Below are 16,021 nucleotides of genomic sequence, written 5' to 3' on the forward strand. Positions count from 1 at the left end.
GTATATCTCACACGACATTATAAAAAGAAAAGACCTTAATGAAGATAACACATGAATGTTTCGTAAATGTATCAAAAAAAGTGAACAAAAGCGTTATTTTAAGGAGCATGATATATCATCAAGGGCTTTATAAATATAACTATACATTCGGTAAAAGAGATATCTTGGATTGTATTTTTGTTTCCAGTTCATAATAAGTCCCCCTTATACAAATAGTTTAATTATATTATACAGTTATTAATGCGAATGTTAAGAAACCTTGATATGAATTAAGGTGAATTTAAACAAGTTACAACGAACAGTGGACCTAAGGGATAGAAGAGAAAATAAAGGATGTTTGTCTTCGGCATAAATTACGATATGGATATCGAAGAGTGACCGCAACTCTTCGGAAAATGGGGCTGTGTGTAAATCATAAAAAAGTATTATGAATCATGAGGCAAAATCAGATTCTCTCAAAAGTTGGTCGAAAGAAAAAGAAATATATCAGTGGTGCGGAGCCAGTAGTAGCCCCTCATCGATTGGAACGCCAATTCGATGCATCCGCACCAAATGAAAGGTGGTTTAGGTATTTTGATAGGTGTCCCGTTTTCGGGGTTCACTTCAAAATGTAGGAGTTTTTTCTTTGTTTGAAAGTTCAAAAAGATATATAATAATTTTCTGACTATTAATTTATGGAGGGGTGTTAATGAAAAATGAAACGTTACACACACAAGAAGACATTTTAAAAATGCTTGATTCATTATTAAGACCTGCAGAGCCATTTTGGAATGAGTTTTATGAGAATAGAGAAAAGGATGTTCCGTTTTTTGAAAATGTTCCAGATGAGAATCTAGTTTCGTATATACAAAAAGAGAGAGTTTCAAAAGGGAAAGTATTAGAACTTGGATGTGGTCCAGGTAGAAATGCCATTTATTTAGCGACTCAAGAATTTGATGTAACAGCAGTGGATTTATCTGTAGAAGGCATTAATTGGGCTAAAGAAAGGACATTGGCAAAAGGGGTAGAAATTCACTTTATTTGTGATTCAATTTTTAATTTAGAGGTTCAAAACGAATTTGATTTTGTATACGATTCGGGCTGTTTGCATCACATTCCACCGCATAGAAGAATAAATTATGTGGATTTAATTAAAAACTCATTAAAATCGGGTGGTTATTTCGGATTAACATGTTTTGCGGCAGGCGATTTAGATGAACGAAATGGATCAGAAATAACAGATTGGGATGTATATAGAGGATGGAGTCTACAAGGTGGTCTTGCATACTCGGAAGAAAAGTTAAGAGAAATATTTAAAGAATTTGAGGTAATTGAGATTAGAAGGATGAAACAAATGAAACAACCGAATGAAATGTTTGGAGAATCATTTCTTTGGACAGCATTATTTAAGAAGAAATAAGAGAGTAGATAATTGACAAACTCAACGTTTTTATAGACAATACACTTATAGGAATGTACGTTCGATTTCGTTAGCCGACGTATGTTTTACATAAATACATAACAAGGAGCTGTCTCCATATGAGTAACACAAAAATTACTACGTTTTTAATGTTTGAGGGCAAAGCTGAGGAAGCGATGAATTTTTATACGTCGCTATTTGATCAATCAGAAATTATAAGTATTTCTCGCTACGATGAAAATGGACCTGGTAAAGAGGGAACTGTAATTCATGCAACTTTTACGCTAAATGACCAAGAGTTTATGTGTATTGATAGTTATGTAAATCATAATTTTACATTCACTCCAGCTATGTCTCTTTATGTAACTTGTGAGACAGAAGAAGAAATTGAAACGGTCTTTCATAAACTAGCGCAGGATGGAGCAATTCTTATGCCGTTAGGTTCTTATCCGTTTAGTAAAAAGTTTGGCTGGTTAAATGATAAGTATGGTGTATCTTGGCAGTTAACTCTTGCTGAATAAAAAAGAAAAAGTGTAGCTTATTTGTTTGTAAAAGATGTTCATCTTGTATGGAATGAAGTTTCTAGCGTTTTAAAGAATAAAGGTATTCTTATTGCTGGATTTACAAATCCGTTACTATGGATTTTTGATGATAACGAAGAGCAAAAAGGTATTCTTGATGTTAAACATTCAATTCCTTCATCAACGTTGGATTATTTACCAGAGGATGAAGTTCAAGATTACATCGATTCAAATCAAACAATAGAATATGCGCATACTTTAGAAGACCAAATCCAAGGCCAAATTGATGCTGGTTTTGCTATAACAGGTTTTTATGAGGATGATTTTGGTGGAACAAGGATATTAGATAAGCATATTAAAACATTTATTGCGACAAAAGCTATAAAGTTAAAGATGGATTAAGAATTTTTGCTTGTCGCACGGGGCGTTAGTCGAAGAACGCTCTTAAAATAGAAAAGGATGGTGCTTTCCATCCTTTTCCTTATGTATTTTGAGTGTCGAAACTATTCTGAAAACAAGTTTTACACTACCAATTGTATAATTAGGTTATACTTTTATATTAAGAATTTTGCTGACCAAATCTTTTCCCGAGTTTAGCTAACAATTCAGGTTGATCGCTTTGGCTCATTATAACTTCAATAAAGATAAGGTGATTCTTATTAAAAGTTATATTTGTTAAGACTTCTGCTAATTCTGATTCATTTTCTACTTTAAATGTTAGACTTTTTTCTTCTGCCCCAAATACCATTGATAGTTTATTGTAATCCCACATTTGTATATCATTATAAGGTTGGTTTTGGCCGTGAATGGCACGTTCAACAGTGTGTCCGTTGTTAGTGATTAAAAATATAATCGGTTTTAAATTATGACGTAGTACAGTTGATAACTCTTGGGCAGTTACTTGGAAAGAACCGTCACCAATAATTAAAATGTTGCGCCGTGATAAATTGGCGAGCTGTGTACCAAGTAGAGCAGGCAGTGTGTAGCCGATAGATCCCCATAACGGTTGTCCTACATATGCAGTGTCATTAGGTAGAGGGATAGCAGCACTACCAAAGAAAGGTGTTCCTTGCTCTACAATTAAGACGTCGTTTTCTTGTAAGAAATGGTACATTTGCTGCCAAAAACGTTTTTGTGTGACCATTTGTGCTTTTGGAATGAACTCTTCAGTAAAAGGTGATGATTCTAAAATAAATGGCTTAACGTCAAGGGTATCTTTATTACGATGCTCAATTGAATCACTTAAATGTTGTAAAACATCCTGCATTACAACTGGACCGTATTTTTTATCTATAATTTTCACAGTGTAGGGATGGATTTCTATAACTTGTTCTTTTGTAAAACCTTGTGTGAAGCCGCCTGTAATAGTATCAGTTAACTTCACACCAATACTAATAATACAATCCACTTTAAATTTTCATGTGGTACTACATCATCTAAAAAGCAAGATTATAATCACCAGGAACCCCGAATGTATGTTCAATTCCTAAGTCGTGTAGTCTATCCAATAAATATGTACTTACAGTATATTGTTTTTTCAAATGAATCATCTCCTAATTATGCAATGAATGTTTCAATAGACTGAACAAGTTCTAATGCGTTGATTAAAATATTCATTACTAGATTGTGGTATAATTTACATACAGGGGGAAAGTAGATGACACAACATAAAGAAGAACAGATGAATGAGGCATTAGCATTATTTTATTTTGCATATAAAACATTTACTGAAAAGCCAGATGAAATTATAAAAGAATATGGCATTCAACGAGTACATCATCGAATTTTATTTTTTATCGCACGTTTTCCAGGGATAAGTGTAAATGAGTTATTATCACTATTAGAAATAAGTAAACAAGCGCTCCACGGACCGCTACGTCAACTTGTGGAAAAGGGCTTAATTGAGAGTAATGAAGCTATGCATGATCGACGTGTGAAACAGTTGTCTTTAACAGAAAAAGGTACAGATTTAGAGAAAAAACTGAGTGATGTACAAAGACAACAAATGGGTGCTATTTTTTCAAAATTTGGTGAATCATGTGAGGACAATTGGCACCAAGTTATGAATGAAATGGCAAATAGCCGATCAGGTTTTGATGCTTGGATATCGAAACGTGAAATACCAGTCGATCAAAAATAATGAAAAAACTTCTGTTTTTATCGTTTGAAAAAGAACAAATTTTATCCATACATTTGGCAACTATCGATTAGTCATAGAGTGAATGGATAAAAAGATACATTACTAGATACTTTATACGTGTACGCAATGGAACAATAAAATTCACATTTCCGAAAGGGGAATTATAATGATAAAACTTGTACTTATTCGTCACGGACAAAGCTTATGGAATCTTGAAAATCGCTTTACTGGATGGACAGATGTTGATCTATCAGAGAATGGATTAAGTGAAGCGAGAGAAGCAGGAGCAATATTAAAGAAAAACGGATATACTTTTGATGTGGCTTATACATCAGTATTAAAACGCGCAATTCGGACGTTATGGATTGTACTTCATGAGATGGATCTTACTTGGGTTCCAATACATAAATCTTGGAAGCTAAATGAAAGACATTATGGTGCATTGCAAGGGCTGAATAAAGATGAAACTGCACAAAAATATGGTGAGGAGCAAGTTCATATTTGGAGAAGAAGTGTTGATGTAAGACCACCGGCTCTTACTGAAGACGATCCTCGATATGAAGCGACCGATCCAAGATATAAAACACTCAAAAAAGGTGAATTTCCATTAACTGAATGTTTAGAGGATACGGAGAAGAGAGTACTTGCTTATTGGCATTCAGAAATTGCGCCGACATTAAAAAGTGGTAACAAAGTAATTATTTCATCACACGGTAACACAATTCGCTCGCTAGTAAAATATTTAGACAACCTTTCAAGTGATGGTGTAGTTTCATTAAATATTCCCACTAGCATTCCGCTTGTTTATGAATTAGACGAAAACTTACGTCCGATTCGTCATTATTATTTAAGTATGGATGGAGAAGTACCTGAAGGGGAAATTCCGAAACATATTTCTTTTTAATACGAAAATTTGAAATGAATGCTTGTCTACATATACAATATAGACTCATGGTAAAGTGAAATTTTAATCAGTGGGGGTCTTACTGCCCACAAATAACAGGATAAAAGACGTGGTACTTTCTAATATATATGCGATGTAGCTAATTTTAGAAGCTTGTCCACGTCTTTTGTCATAAAGAGAGCAGCTTGCGCATGTAATGATATCGTGAGTAGTTTTTGAATGGAGGGTGATGTGATTAATGATCTCTAACATTCGAATTGGCTTATTTGTTTTAGCGATTGTCTTTGTAGTCCTTGTTTTCTTTTATTGGAAAAATGAGGAGTTGTACGAGGAGAAAAAGCAACGTATTAGAAAGACTTGGTATGGTTTGTTTATCATATCTGTCACCGTGTATTTCATGATAAAAGGAATTGATTTAACCCTCTGGAAAAATCTTTTAATGTTTACTGCAATGGCTATTTTTGTTGATATTGCGTTCATTTTAACACCTAATATTTCTGAAATATGGGGTGCGAAATTTAGCGATATTGGCAAGACAGTTCAATCAATAAAACGATCATTAATTGCATCTAAAGCGAGAGGAGAAATATACACGACAATTATTCAAAATGTTAATCCAGCAGTATTCGGTACGATGGAATGGCATACGGAAGAGGAATATACAAAGAGCTTAAATGCATTTTTAGATTCATATGGGGAAAAGATTGGCGCGAAAATTGTTGTTTTTGAAGCCGCGAAAGAGTTAAATACAAACTTTCGTGGTATTCGCTCGCAATTTAGTATTATCGTTCCGTTAGAACATATCGAGCAATTGAATGAGCAGAAAGCGGTGCAAGTAGAAAATGTCGGGATTATACCAGCAAAAATAGTAAGTGACGTTTTCATTGTTATTGATGGAAAGAAAAATAACCTGCAAGATCGGGATTTTGAAAATGTATATAATTTAACAATACATCATAGTTATTTTAGTAAATAAGGACAGAATCTTTTTCTGTCCTTTTCTTCTATACATAAATTAAAAACAAAATCCGACAAAGTTGAATAAAATTGGACAATCATTCCTACACTAGCATGTAGAGGTGATTGTAGTGGTAAAAGATTATGACAATGATTTTTTTAAAGAAGGTAACGAAGATACAACAGATTTCTCTTTAATAAAAGGAGATACGTTGCAGCAAGTAGAAGAATTAGAAGAAGAATTAAAAAGAAAATCATAAGTGTACACTCTTTTTACATTTGCTATATAATATAAATAAAAGGTTGTATCTTTTTGAAAAGGGGGAGAAGAGATGGCTGAAGTCAATGTGCAAAAGTCTTCGTTTTTTAAAGAAAAAAAAGAAGAATCCAATACAGATTTCTCTCTTGTGAAAGGTGCATTAACGGAGAATATAAATCGGTTAGAGAAACTGATGAATAATAGTAGTTCAAAATATATACAGGTGAAAAGAACAAAAGAAAATGCATAGAGCATTTTCTTTTGTTTTTTTATTTAATAGTAAACTTATCTTTTACTTTATTAGGTAAATCTGTTTTCTGAATTTCTTCATAAGACTTTACTTCAATTGATGATATTTCATTTTTGCTATTATCATCTTGATCTACATAAAGGCGTAAAAACGCGTCTTCATTTAATTTATGATTGTTTTCTTTTTTTGTACTTCTAAATGTAATTTGTTTTTTGGCTCCATCTTCATCATATGCGGGCAGCGTATAGTTTCGTAAGTTTCTACCATCTACTTTTTCGATAGTTCCTTCGCCTTTTATCTGCATGTAATATACATCTTTACCAATTCTATTTAGTGACGCTCTCTCACAGCCAATAGTAAAACTAAAAAATAATAAACATAGTGTAATAATTGCTAAAAACTTTTTCATTTTCTTTATCTCCTTTAATGTGTTTCTTTAAAAAGTATACGACTATTATTAAATGAGAAAAATCGATGTAGATTACAACGCCCTTACAATGTTGTAAGAGTGTTGTACATAAAATGAACAATAAAAGTTAAAAGAAAGATAAAATAATGAATCATGGTATAATGATATGAGACTTACATATTATTTTTTCATTTTGAGAGGAGCTTGAAAAATGTATTCTACTTTAGAACAATTAACAAAGCACCCTGTATTTTTTCATTTTGCAGAAATTTCAAAGATTCCTAGAGGATCAGGTAATGAAAAGGAAATTAGTGATTATTTAGTGGGCTTTGCAAAAGAGCGTAACTTAGAAGTCATTCAAGATGAAGCATTAAATGTCATTATTAAAAAAGAAGCAACAGCTGGTTATGAAAATGTACCAGCTATTATTATTCAAGGTCATATGGATATGGTTTGCGAAAAAAATCAAGCAACAGTACATGATTTTGAAAAAGATCCAATTGAATTACGAATCATTGGGGACATGTTATATGCAAATCAAACAACTTTAGGTGCTGATAATGGTATTGCAGTTGCGTATGCATTAGCTTTATTAGATTCAAAAGAAATTCCGCATCCAGCACTTGAAGTCGTTATCACTACTGAAGAAGAAACGACAATGGGCGGGGCTTTTGCTATTGATCCAAATCATTTTGAAGGAAAGATATTTATAAATATTGATTCTGAAGAAGATCATAAATTACTTGTAAGTAGTGCAGGTGGTGCGAAAGCTGTTGAAACAATTCAAGTAATTTGGGATGAAACGCCAGCGAATATGGATGCATACCGTCTATATGTTGGTGGTCTAAAAGGCGGCCATTCTGGTATGGAAATTGATAAACAACGCGGTAATGCGAACAAAGTATTAGGACGAGTATTACGTGATTTATCAGTACATACGGAGTTTTACATAAGTGAAGTTCACGGCGGATTAAAAACGAATGCAATTCCGCGTGAAAGTGTAGCTACAATTTTAATTCGTACAGAAGATGTAGGACAAGTAGAAGAAAAACTAGAATCATGGACACGTGTATTACAAGAAGAAATGCGTGCTGTTGATCCAGATGTTCATGTTACACTGACAAAATTGGATGAAAAAGTTGAAAAAGTATTTGCTAAAGAGACACAAAAGCAGCTTATTTCATCATTATTCTTAATTCCGAATGGCATTCAAAGTATGAGCATGGATATTAAAGGTCTTGTAGAAAGCTCAACAAATTTAGGCGTTATTGAAACGTTGCAAGATGAAATTAAATTACGTAACGAAGTGCGAAGTTCTGTAAGTAGTTTAAAACAACATGTTGCAGAAGAAATCAAATATATTGCTGAATTAGTTGGTGCTACATTTGAAATAGAGTCAGAGTATCCAGAATGGCCATACAATCCAAACTCACAAATTCGTAATTTATTTGAAAAAGTACATCAAGAAAAATACAATAAAGAAATTGAAATCTTCGCTGTACATGCGGGGATTGAGTGTAGCGCATTCGTTCAAAAGATGCCTGAATTAGATGCAATTTCATTCGGACCAGACATTTTCAACGTCCACACTCCAGATGAACATATCAGTATTTCTTCTGTAGTGAATAACTGGGGATTCTTCATTGATGTAATGAAGGGTACGAAAGAATTAGCTAAGTAATAACGACGAAATAAAAAGGAGCCTATAAAAATTTATAGGCTCCTTTTTTGTATTGGAATTTATCAAGCTATTTGCCGGGCAGCCCGATTGGTTTAAATAATAATCAGTGGGGGATGAATAAAACCACTACTGATTAAAGGTTCACTTTATGAGAAGTCATTTTTCGTTAGTATGTAATATTAAGCTTGAACAATTAATAAGGATGAATTGTTGATGTTTTTTAGTACTGATGAAGGGGTGGAGAAATGAAGGAAAGAAAGCATTTTATTGTTTGTATGTTTTTATTGTTTTTCACATTTAGTTTTATTGGTGTTCAGAAAATAATAGCAGAAGAAGTTGAATTTTCAGGAACAACAGCTCCATTGAATGTAAATGTTAGAGAGGCAAAAAGTTTAAATGCAAATATTGTAGATGTGATTCCCGGAAATACAAAAGTATCTTTTAAAGGATGGGAGTATGGTGAAACGGTTAAAGATTATTGGACAGGAAATTTAGATAATCGTTGGTTTTATTATTTTAAAGATGGAAAAAAAGTATATGTAACGTCAGCGTATATTAATGGAAATCCTCCAAATACATCAATAGATCGTAAATTATCTGTACCTAACATATTACAAGAAAGGTCAAATTGGTGTTGGGCAGGCACTTCGGTTTCAGTTTTAAATTATTTTGGGAAAACTCCTTCACAAGATCAGTACGTTAGGTATGTTAAGGGTGGATCATATAATAATCCTGCAACTTCACGTGAAATACAATATGGATTATCCGGATATGGGGTTAGCTCAGCTATAAGTTCTGGAGCAAAATCGTATGATTGGTTCAAAAGTCAAATTAATAGTAATCAGCCGATGATTGCACTCATTATGTGGCAAAATGGAGCTAACATCGGACACTTTCTAGTACTTGATGGATTTTATAAAGGGACAAATGGAACAGATTATATAACATACATGGACCCTTGGTATGGTGATCATTATAATCATAATTTCAGTACGTTCCATAACAATAATAATTTTTGGTGGAGTGAAACTGTTTATAATATCCATGCAAACTAATAATATTAAAAGCGGGGGTTCATAAATGGGAAAACTACTTAAGCTTGTGATACTGTGCATGTGCTTAATGACCGTTATTATTTTCGCTAGTAAAATTAGTTATGCATCAAAAAATAAAAGTGAATCAGTACAATCGATCGCATTAAAAGATTATCAATATAGTAAGGGAAGTTCTTCTGAAAATTTAAGTTTTGAAAAAATAACAACATCTCCATTTTCGTTACCAATCTATAAAACAATTCCAGCACAGCAAATTTTAAATAGCTCTGAATTTAAGAATTTACTATTACCAACAAATGAAAAGCTGTGGTTTATTATGAAGGGTGAGCAGCCAGAAGGACTAATTGTTGCGAATGATACTGAACCGATTCGAACGGGCGGGGAAAATAGAAGTAAAGATTTATATGGATTATATAAAGCAATAAAAAATAATACAAATGAAACAAAAGATATTAGTTATTTCGAATTTGAAGGGCAAGGAATATTGGTAGTAAATCAAAATAATAATCAAGAAATATACCTTAGTAAAGGTGCCGCTGCCATATTAAAACTTCCTGCTGGTCAAAAAGTATTGAGCAGTGAAGTATTACAGAAAATGAAAGAGAGAATTGTAACTGGTTTTGAATAGTGGTAATGTCTGATTCTTTTTTGTGTTTATACAAGGTTGAATAGGGAACAGGATCAATGGTAGCATTAGGGCATCTTTACTGTTTGAAACCTAATAGTGTATATAAAAAGGTTAGAGAAGTTAATTCTCTAACCTTTTTATATTAATGTCTGAAATTTAAAAAGTGATGGAGTAAACCAAATAATAAAAGTTTGTCTGCTCTTCTATTTTTATTTGCGATTTAAACTCGTTATATTCCGCTATCTATTGTACAACCTTTTTACATAGCTGAATTTTTTTATTTGAAAATAAGGGTGCATCTATAAAACCATAATGATAAACTAAAATACCTAATTCCACTCTAGAATTAATATGCCATTTTTCTTTAATATGATTAATTATCGTTGAAATTCTTCGAGGGGTAACATATATTTTTTTGGAAATTTCTGCATCTGTATATCCTTTTGCTACATAAATAGCCACTTCTAACTCTCTTTCGGTCAACATTCTTTTCATAAAATACGCTCCTTCGAAATTATTTATATAAAAATCAAAAGAAACTATTAAAAGAAATAAAGGTGAAAAATCATATTTATTTTAATCCGGCTATTTGCGGGTAGTAAGACTCCTACCTCAAAATTTAGATGTGGCAAAGAAGTCGGACTCCCTGTAAAAGCCTGCCTGGGGTGGACTAATAATCATTGGGGGTGAATAAAACGCACATTGATTATTAGTGAGCCATATTTTAATAATTTCTCGTATTGTGGTACAAGTTTGTAAAAGAAACCATAAATCCATATAATTAGTAATTGTAACTATATCAATTTTACATTACATTAAAAGTTGGAAAATATTCTTATACTCATAAAGTGTTACATTTGAGGGAGGAAAGATGGAATTCTACAATCTTGGTATTATTATTAAAGAACTTAGAAAGAAAAAAAACATGTCACAATCTGAATTATGTCATGGAATATGTTCACAAAGTCAAATTAGTAAGATAGAAAAAGGTATTATTTATCCATCTAGCATATTGTTGTATCAATTATCTGAAAGACTTGGTATTGATCCAAATTATATATTTGCACTAACCAAAAATAAAAAAATAAAATATATTGAAAATGTAAAATGTGTAATGAGAGATTGTGTGAAACAAAAACAATATAATGAGCTTTACGAAATAGTAAAAAAAGAGAAAGATGAGAATAATTTTCAATCAAAAGAAGATAAACAATTTTTATTATGGCATGAAGCGATTGCTATATATTATGTGAATGGAGCAACAAGTAATGCTTTTGACATTTTAAATAGAGCACTAAAACAAACCTTAAGTAGTACTAACTTTTTATCAGAAAAAGAAATAAGCATAATGAATTCAATTGCTATAATACATGCAGAAAATGAAGAGTATGAGAAAAGTATAAATATATTAAAACAAAGTTTAATTAATTTTAATAAGATAGAATTTCCTAGAGAAAAAGAAATCAAATTAAGACTCATTCATACGTTAACAAAATGTTTACACCTTGCAAATCAATATGAAGAAGCAATAAAGTATAGTGAAATAGGTATAAAATTAGCCATAAATATGAATACTTTATACTTATTAGGTGAATTGTTTTTTGAAAAAGGTGTAATTTTATTGAAAGTTCAGCACTCTAATGAAGTTGGTTTAACAGACATAAAAAAAGCATTATTTATATTTGAACTAACTGAAAGAAAACAATATATAAAAATAATCAAGGAAAAATATATTAAAAATCAAGAATAAACAAGAAAGAATTCTAACATAAACTATTCCTAATTGTTATTTATTTCTAAAAAAAGTACTGTAATACGAACTATTCCTAATTGTTGTTTATTGCTAAAATAAATACCGTAATATTAGATAAATATAAAGGGTGGCATTTTATGAAATCAAGAGGAATTACTCGTAAAGCAGATAGTATGGGGCGTATTGTTATTCCAATGGAAATAAGACGGAGTTTAGGAATTGTAGAAAAAGATTCTCTTGAAATGTTTATAGAAGAGGATCAGATTATTTTACGAAAATATCAATCTCCAAGAGCTTGTGCACTTACAGGAGATATTTCAGACAGCAATATTTCGTTAGCGAATGGGAAGATTATTGTAAGTCCAAACGGGATGGAACTGTTAATAAAGAAGTTACAGCAATATCTTTTAAAGTAAAAGATAAGTAAGAACTTTAAAATAGAATATACTTGGAAAAAGTCCTCTATTCATTTAGAGGGCTTTTTTATTGTTATCAATAAAATTGAGGGGCCGTAGTTGGTTCAATGGAATACGAATTACCTTATAAATAGTCTGACTATTTTTTATAAAAAAACTATTCATTTACATTTTTTGGTTTCGTGTTATATTTTTAATGTTAACATAGTTGTATTGAAAATTCTGATTTTAAAATTAGGAAAACTTTAGAAAATGAAATACTCTTACTTGAATTGAAAATCATATAAACATAGTTTGAAAGTAAAGTATGAAAATGAATCAGATTTTTAAATTAAATTTGTCAATTCAATAGAGGTTCGTGGGGGAAATGTAGCTAAGAAGAAATCTCTTATACTCCATGTTTTTTATTTGTAAATCGGTAATTCTAATAGCTCTGACGAAAAGTAAAGGAGTAAAAAAGAAGTGGATAGTTTGTTTAATAGAAGATAGGGTGTAAAAAATAAAACAACGGAGGTTTTATAATGAATAAAGGAATACTGCAGATTACAGAAATTGAAGAAATTACTATTCCGAATCTATTGAAGGATAAAATGAAGAATCTGATAGAAAATGAATTAAAAACTCATAATCCTTATACTTGTGATCAAGAAATAGCAGCATATTTTTCAAAAGAGTGGCTTAATTGTTTGATTGACTATTCGAAGAAAACTCCGAATTCAGATATGAAAAATCTACTACATATGATAAAAATAGCGAATTGTGGCGGGAACGTACCGCCTATCCTTATTAAAAATACTCCATGTGATCCTATAGAAACACTATTACCTGGGGAAAATCGCAGAGGTTTTAATTATGGTGAAGACGAACACGATAGAATGAAAAAATATTTTTATGCAGAATGGGTCACCTGGCTTTTTGCCACACTTTTTAATTATGATGCTTTAATTCACCCATCCGAACATGCTGGGAAAAATAGATTTCATCTTATTTCGCCTTTAAATAACGATGAAGTTTTGCGAAATGTCGGTGCAAGTACCGGTGGTGGGAATTTTTATCAACATAACGATGCCACAGTGTATACAGATATGAAAGGCCAGTCAGATATTGAAGCGAGATTGAATACATTCAATACAAATTTAGAAATTGTATCAAATAGACTTAATAAATCCGTGGAACGAATAGTGTCTGAAATTACTTGTGGAAAATTTACTAGAGTTGATGCTCTTTTATTAAAAGGAGTGTTAAATTTAAAAACTCAAACTCATATTGGAACCCCAAAATTACTTCAAAAGCATCTTGAAGAAAATCACTTCAGTAAAGATGACATATTGGCGATAAGTAAAATGCCTATTGCTCATATCGCAGGAATGGCTGATGGTGAAATATCTGGATTTGTAGGGGAAATAAACCAAATTATATTTTTGGATGATAATGGCGATATTATTGCAACTTGTTTAAATGGAGCAGAAAATAGATTGATTTATGTGGGAGAAAGTGAAGAAGAAAAATTGAAATTTGACATGTTTTTAGAACTCTTACGAACAACGCCTACTTATAAGGTTCCACTTACATCTGAAGATTTATTAATTATACCAAATTCATACTATGGTAAACAAACAAATGTAACTCATGGTAGGGAAAGGTTATCTGGGGAAGAATATAAAATCCCGATTGGAAATAATAAATACGGAAGAAGAATTGTTTGCAGGCAATACGTTTCCAGCCGATTACGTGATCAGAAAGAAAGTTACTTTACAGATTTAATTAACTAGTTTAAAGAGAGGAGGGACGATGGGGAGGTTTGGAGTATAATAGCTCAAGCCTTCCCATATTCTTTGTATGGATTTTACTATTGAATTACTCATATTACTATTTTTAGTAGCTGTAATAGCAGGGTGGATAGATACGATTGCTGGAGGCGGTGGTATGATAACTATCCCGATAATGTTATTAGTAGGTATGTCTCCTTCTGTAGCGATAGCAACTAATAAACTGCAAGGGAGTAGCGGAACTCTCATGGCGACAGTGTTTTTTATTAAGAAGAAAGAAATTAATCTTAAAGAAATGCGTTTGTCCATCTTAATGACCTTTTTTGGATCAGTTTTGGGTGGATGGCTTGTTTTACAGATACAAGCAGAATATCTAATTATGATATTACCTTTTTTACTTGTTTTTATCGGCATTTATTTCCTATTATCTCCAAATATAGCAAACGAAGATCGACCGAGAAAAATAAGTATGTTGTTGTTTGCGTTAACAGTGGCTCCGTTACTGGGATTTTATGATGGTTTCTTCGGCCCAGGAACAGGTAGCTTGATTGCTTTAGCATTCATTCTTTTATGTGGATATAGTGCTACACGGGCGACTGCAAATGCTAAGATTTTGAACTTTACAAGTAATTTCGCTGCTTTGTTGTATTTTATTATTTTTGGCCAAATCGATTGGACAATTGGATTGATTATGATGCTTGGTCAAATAATAGGATCATATATTGGGGCGAAGATGGTGCTTACAAAAGGGACGGCATTAATACGACCAATAGTGGTTATTGTTTGCTTTGTCATGGCAATTAAGATTTTTTTACAAAATATGAACTAAATGTAATCAATATATTATTTGTATCAAAGTTAGAGTGTTTTCATGTTCCTATTGCAGTATTACGCTGTTTAAGATGTGTTCAAAATTACACAATTTGACTAGTGTAATGTATTGCGTTATGCTTTTTCTAGTATAAAAGAAAGGCTTGAAGATAATGATTCGTCGTTTGAGAAAGCTAAAAAATGTAGCAGTCGTAGTAAGCTTCTAAGTAAATTATAAAATCTACTATACTTAGAAGCGAGGAATAAAGTTATGAAGTATCCATTATTTAATCATTGGTCAGAAACAAAGTATATAAAAGATATAGTAACAAATCCACTCATTGAAGTAGGAGAGTACTCCTATTATTCAGGGTATTATAGTCATCAAAATTTTGAAGATGGCTGTGTAAGGTATTTGTGGGGAGATGCTAAGTCCCAAGCACTGTTCAATCCAATTGAACAGATGGGATGGCACCTTGACAAACTCATTATTGGGAATTATGTTTGCATTGCAAGTGGGGTAGTCATTTTAATGGGTGGTAATCATAATCATCACTCAGAATGGATTACAGTATATCCATTCGCTGAGCAAATTAAACAATCATATGAACCTAAGGGAGATACAGTCATTAAAAGTGATGCTTGGATTGGAATGAATGCTATAATAATGCCTGGCGTTACTATTGGTGAAGGTGCAATTGTTGCTGCAGGATCTGTCGTAAGTAAAGATGTTCCGCCGTATACAATAGTTGGTGGAAATCCTGCTAAGGAAATAAAGAAACGATTCACTGATACAGAAATAAACATGTTAATGGAAATGCGTTGGTTTGATTGGGATAGGAAATTGATTGAGAAGGCAATTCCGCTGTTATCTAGTCCATCCATCGAATCATTATTTGCTTTTTATAAAAATGAAGTGAAAAATAAATAAATCAGTTAGAAAAACTACATCCAGTATAGGGTGTAGTTTTTTATTTTTTGTAAATGTGGAACAAATGTATTATTTAGATTGTCTATTAACTGTAATCCTAAAAAATATGAAAGTGTGAATCATTTTGAAAAATATAAGG

At 32.0% G+C, this 16,021-nt stretch carries 17 protein-coding genes and 3 pseudogenes; 17 read left to right on the forward strand and 3 right to left on the reverse strand.

The features are described 5' to 3' along the window. Positions 1-314: 314 nt before the first annotated feature. The 4 genes and pseudogenes from MR143_RS12980 to MR143_RS12995 all read left to right on the forward strand — a co-directional run. Positions 315-566 (forward strand): annotated as a pseudogene (locus MR143_RS12980) (IS3 family transposase); the annotation flags it as partial. Positions 567-688: 122 nt separating this feature from the next. Further along, positions 689-1,399 carry a class I SAM-dependent methyltransferase gene (locus tag MR143_RS12985; RefSeq protein WP_000787492.1) on the forward strand — a complete coding sequence of 237 codons (711 nt, stop codon included), beginning with the start codon at positions 689-691 and terminating at the stop codon, positions 1,397-1,399. Positions 1,400-1,518: 119 nt separating this feature from the next. Then, entirely contained in the window at positions 1,519-1,920 is a 402-nt protein-coding gene (locus MR143_RS12990) for a VOC family protein (protein WP_000072393.1), read from the forward strand. Between the two features lie 12 nt (positions 1,921-1,932). Beyond that, positions 1,933-2,322, forward strand: a pseudogene (locus MR143_RS12995) (SAM-dependent methyltransferase); the annotation flags it as partial. A gap of 157 nt (positions 2,323-2,479) precedes the next feature. On the opposite strand, the pseudogene MR143_RS13000 reads toward MR143_RS12995, so the two are convergent. Next, positions 2,480-3,325, reverse strand: a pseudogene (locus MR143_RS13000) (thiamine pyrophosphate-dependent enzyme); the annotation flags it as partial. Positions 3,326-3,577: 252 nt separating this feature from the next. Here MR143_RS13000 and MR143_RS13005 point away from each other — a divergent pair. From MR143_RS13005 to spoIISB, 5 genes are all read left to right on the forward strand, one after another. After that, positions 3,578-4,060, forward strand: a complete 483-nt coding sequence (locus tag MR143_RS13005) for a MarR family winged helix-turn-helix transcriptional regulator (RefSeq protein ID WP_000191888.1) — start codon at positions 3,578-3,580, stop codon at positions 4,058-4,060. 166 nt (positions 4,061-4,226) lie between these two features. Then, positions 4,227-4,964, forward strand: a complete 738-nt coding sequence (gene gpmA, locus MR143_RS13010) for a 2,3-diphosphoglycerate-dependent phosphoglycerate mutase (protein ID WP_000594152.1) — start codon at positions 4,227-4,229, stop codon at positions 4,962-4,964. Positions 4,965-5,202: 238 nt separating this feature from the next. Continuing rightward, positions 5,203-5,940 carry a type II toxin-antitoxin system SpoIISA family toxin gene (locus tag MR143_RS13015; RefSeq protein ID WP_000624975.1) on the forward strand — a complete coding sequence of 246 codons (738 nt, stop codon included), beginning with the start codon at positions 5,203-5,205 and terminating at the stop codon, positions 5,938-5,940. 112 nt (positions 5,941-6,052) lie between these two features. Then, positions 6,053-6,181: a hypothetical protein gene (locus MR143_RS13020; RefSeq protein ID WP_000237819.1), complete on the forward strand. Its 129-nt coding sequence runs from the start codon at positions 6,053-6,055 to the stop codon at positions 6,179-6,181. 72 nt (positions 6,182-6,253) lie between these two features. Beyond that, positions 6,254-6,430, forward strand: coding sequence for a stage II sporulation protein SB (gene spoIISB, locus MR143_RS13025; RefSeq protein WP_000852629.1), 177 nt, complete (start codon positions 6,254-6,256; stop codon positions 6,428-6,430). Between the two features lie 19 nt (positions 6,431-6,449). Here the strand turns inward: spoIISB and MR143_RS13030 are convergent, their stop codons facing one another. Beyond that, positions 6,450-6,839: a YxeA family protein gene (locus MR143_RS13030; protein WP_000713861.1), complete on the reverse strand. Its 390-nt coding sequence runs from the start codon at positions 6,837-6,839 to the stop codon at positions 6,450-6,452. 211 nt (positions 6,840-7,050) lie between these two features. On the opposite strand from MR143_RS13030, the gene pepD reads away from it, so the two are divergent. The 3 genes from pepD (at position 7,051) to MR143_RS13045 (ending at position 10,203) form a co-directional block, all read left to right on the forward strand. Beyond that, on the forward strand, positions 7,051-8,520 hold the full coding sequence (gene pepD, locus MR143_RS13035; protein ID WP_000287516.1) for a beta-Ala-His dipeptidase: 1,470 nt from the start codon (positions 7,051-7,053) through the stop codon (positions 8,518-8,520). 245 nt (positions 8,521-8,765) lie between these two features. Further along, positions 8,766-9,575 carry a papain-like cysteine protease family protein gene (locus MR143_RS13040; protein WP_000664545.1) on the forward strand — a complete coding sequence of 270 codons (810 nt, stop codon included), beginning with the start codon at positions 8,766-8,768 and terminating at the stop codon, positions 9,573-9,575. Positions 9,576-9,600: 25 nt separating this feature from the next. Next, on the forward strand, positions 9,601-10,203 hold the full coding sequence (locus MR143_RS13045) for a hypothetical protein (protein ID WP_242280795.1): 603 nt from the start codon (positions 9,601-9,603) through the stop codon (positions 10,201-10,203). A gap of 243 nt (positions 10,204-10,446) precedes the next feature. Here MR143_RS13045 and MR143_RS13050 read toward each other — a convergent pair whose 3' ends face one another. Further along, positions 10,447-10,698 carry a response regulator transcription factor gene (locus tag MR143_RS13050; protein ID WP_000827560.1) on the reverse strand — a complete coding sequence of 84 codons (252 nt, stop codon included), beginning with the start codon at positions 10,696-10,698 and terminating at the stop codon, positions 10,447-10,449. Positions 10,699-11,074: 376 nt separating this feature from the next. On the opposite strand from MR143_RS13050, the gene MR143_RS13055 reads away from it, so the two are divergent. The 5 genes from MR143_RS13055 to MR143_RS13075 all read left to right on the forward strand — a co-directional run bounded on the left by MR143_RS13055 (position 11,075) and on the right by MR143_RS13075 (position 15,882). Further along, entirely contained in the window at positions 11,075-11,953 is an 879-nt protein-coding gene (locus tag MR143_RS13055; RefSeq protein WP_000397981.1) for a helix-turn-helix domain-containing protein, read from the forward strand. Positions 11,954-12,093: 140 nt separating this feature from the next. Continuing rightward, positions 12,094-12,372 (forward strand): AbrB/MazE/SpoVT family DNA-binding domain-containing protein, encoded by a 279-nt coding sequence (locus tag MR143_RS13060; RefSeq protein ID WP_000842216.1) that lies wholly within the window; start codon positions 12,094-12,096, stop codon positions 12,370-12,372. A gap of 521 nt (positions 12,373-12,893) precedes the next feature. Next, the gene (locus MR143_RS13065; RefSeq protein WP_001032368.1) at positions 12,894-14,144 is read left to right on the forward strand and encodes a hypothetical protein; all 1,251 of its coding nucleotides are present in this window, start codon (positions 12,894-12,896) and stop codon (positions 14,142-14,144) included. 67 nt (positions 14,145-14,211) lie between these two features. Continuing rightward, complete coding sequence (locus tag MR143_RS13070; protein ID WP_000347980.1) at positions 14,212-14,970, forward strand: TSUP family transporter; 759 nt, start codon at positions 14,212-14,214, stop codon at positions 14,968-14,970. 252 nt (positions 14,971-15,222) lie between these two features. Then, the gene (locus tag MR143_RS13075) at positions 15,223-15,882 is read left to right on the forward strand and encodes a CatB-related O-acetyltransferase (RefSeq protein WP_000876936.1); all 660 of its coding nucleotides are present in this window, start codon (positions 15,223-15,225) and stop codon (positions 15,880-15,882) included. Positions 15,883-16,021: the final 139 nt, after the last annotated feature.

The sequence above is a fragment of the Bacillus cereus group sp. BfR-BA-01347 genome, from assembly GCF_022663835.1.
Lineage (GTDB): Bacteria > Bacillota > Bacilli > Bacillales > Bacillaceae_G > Bacillus_A > Bacillus_A thuringiensis_K.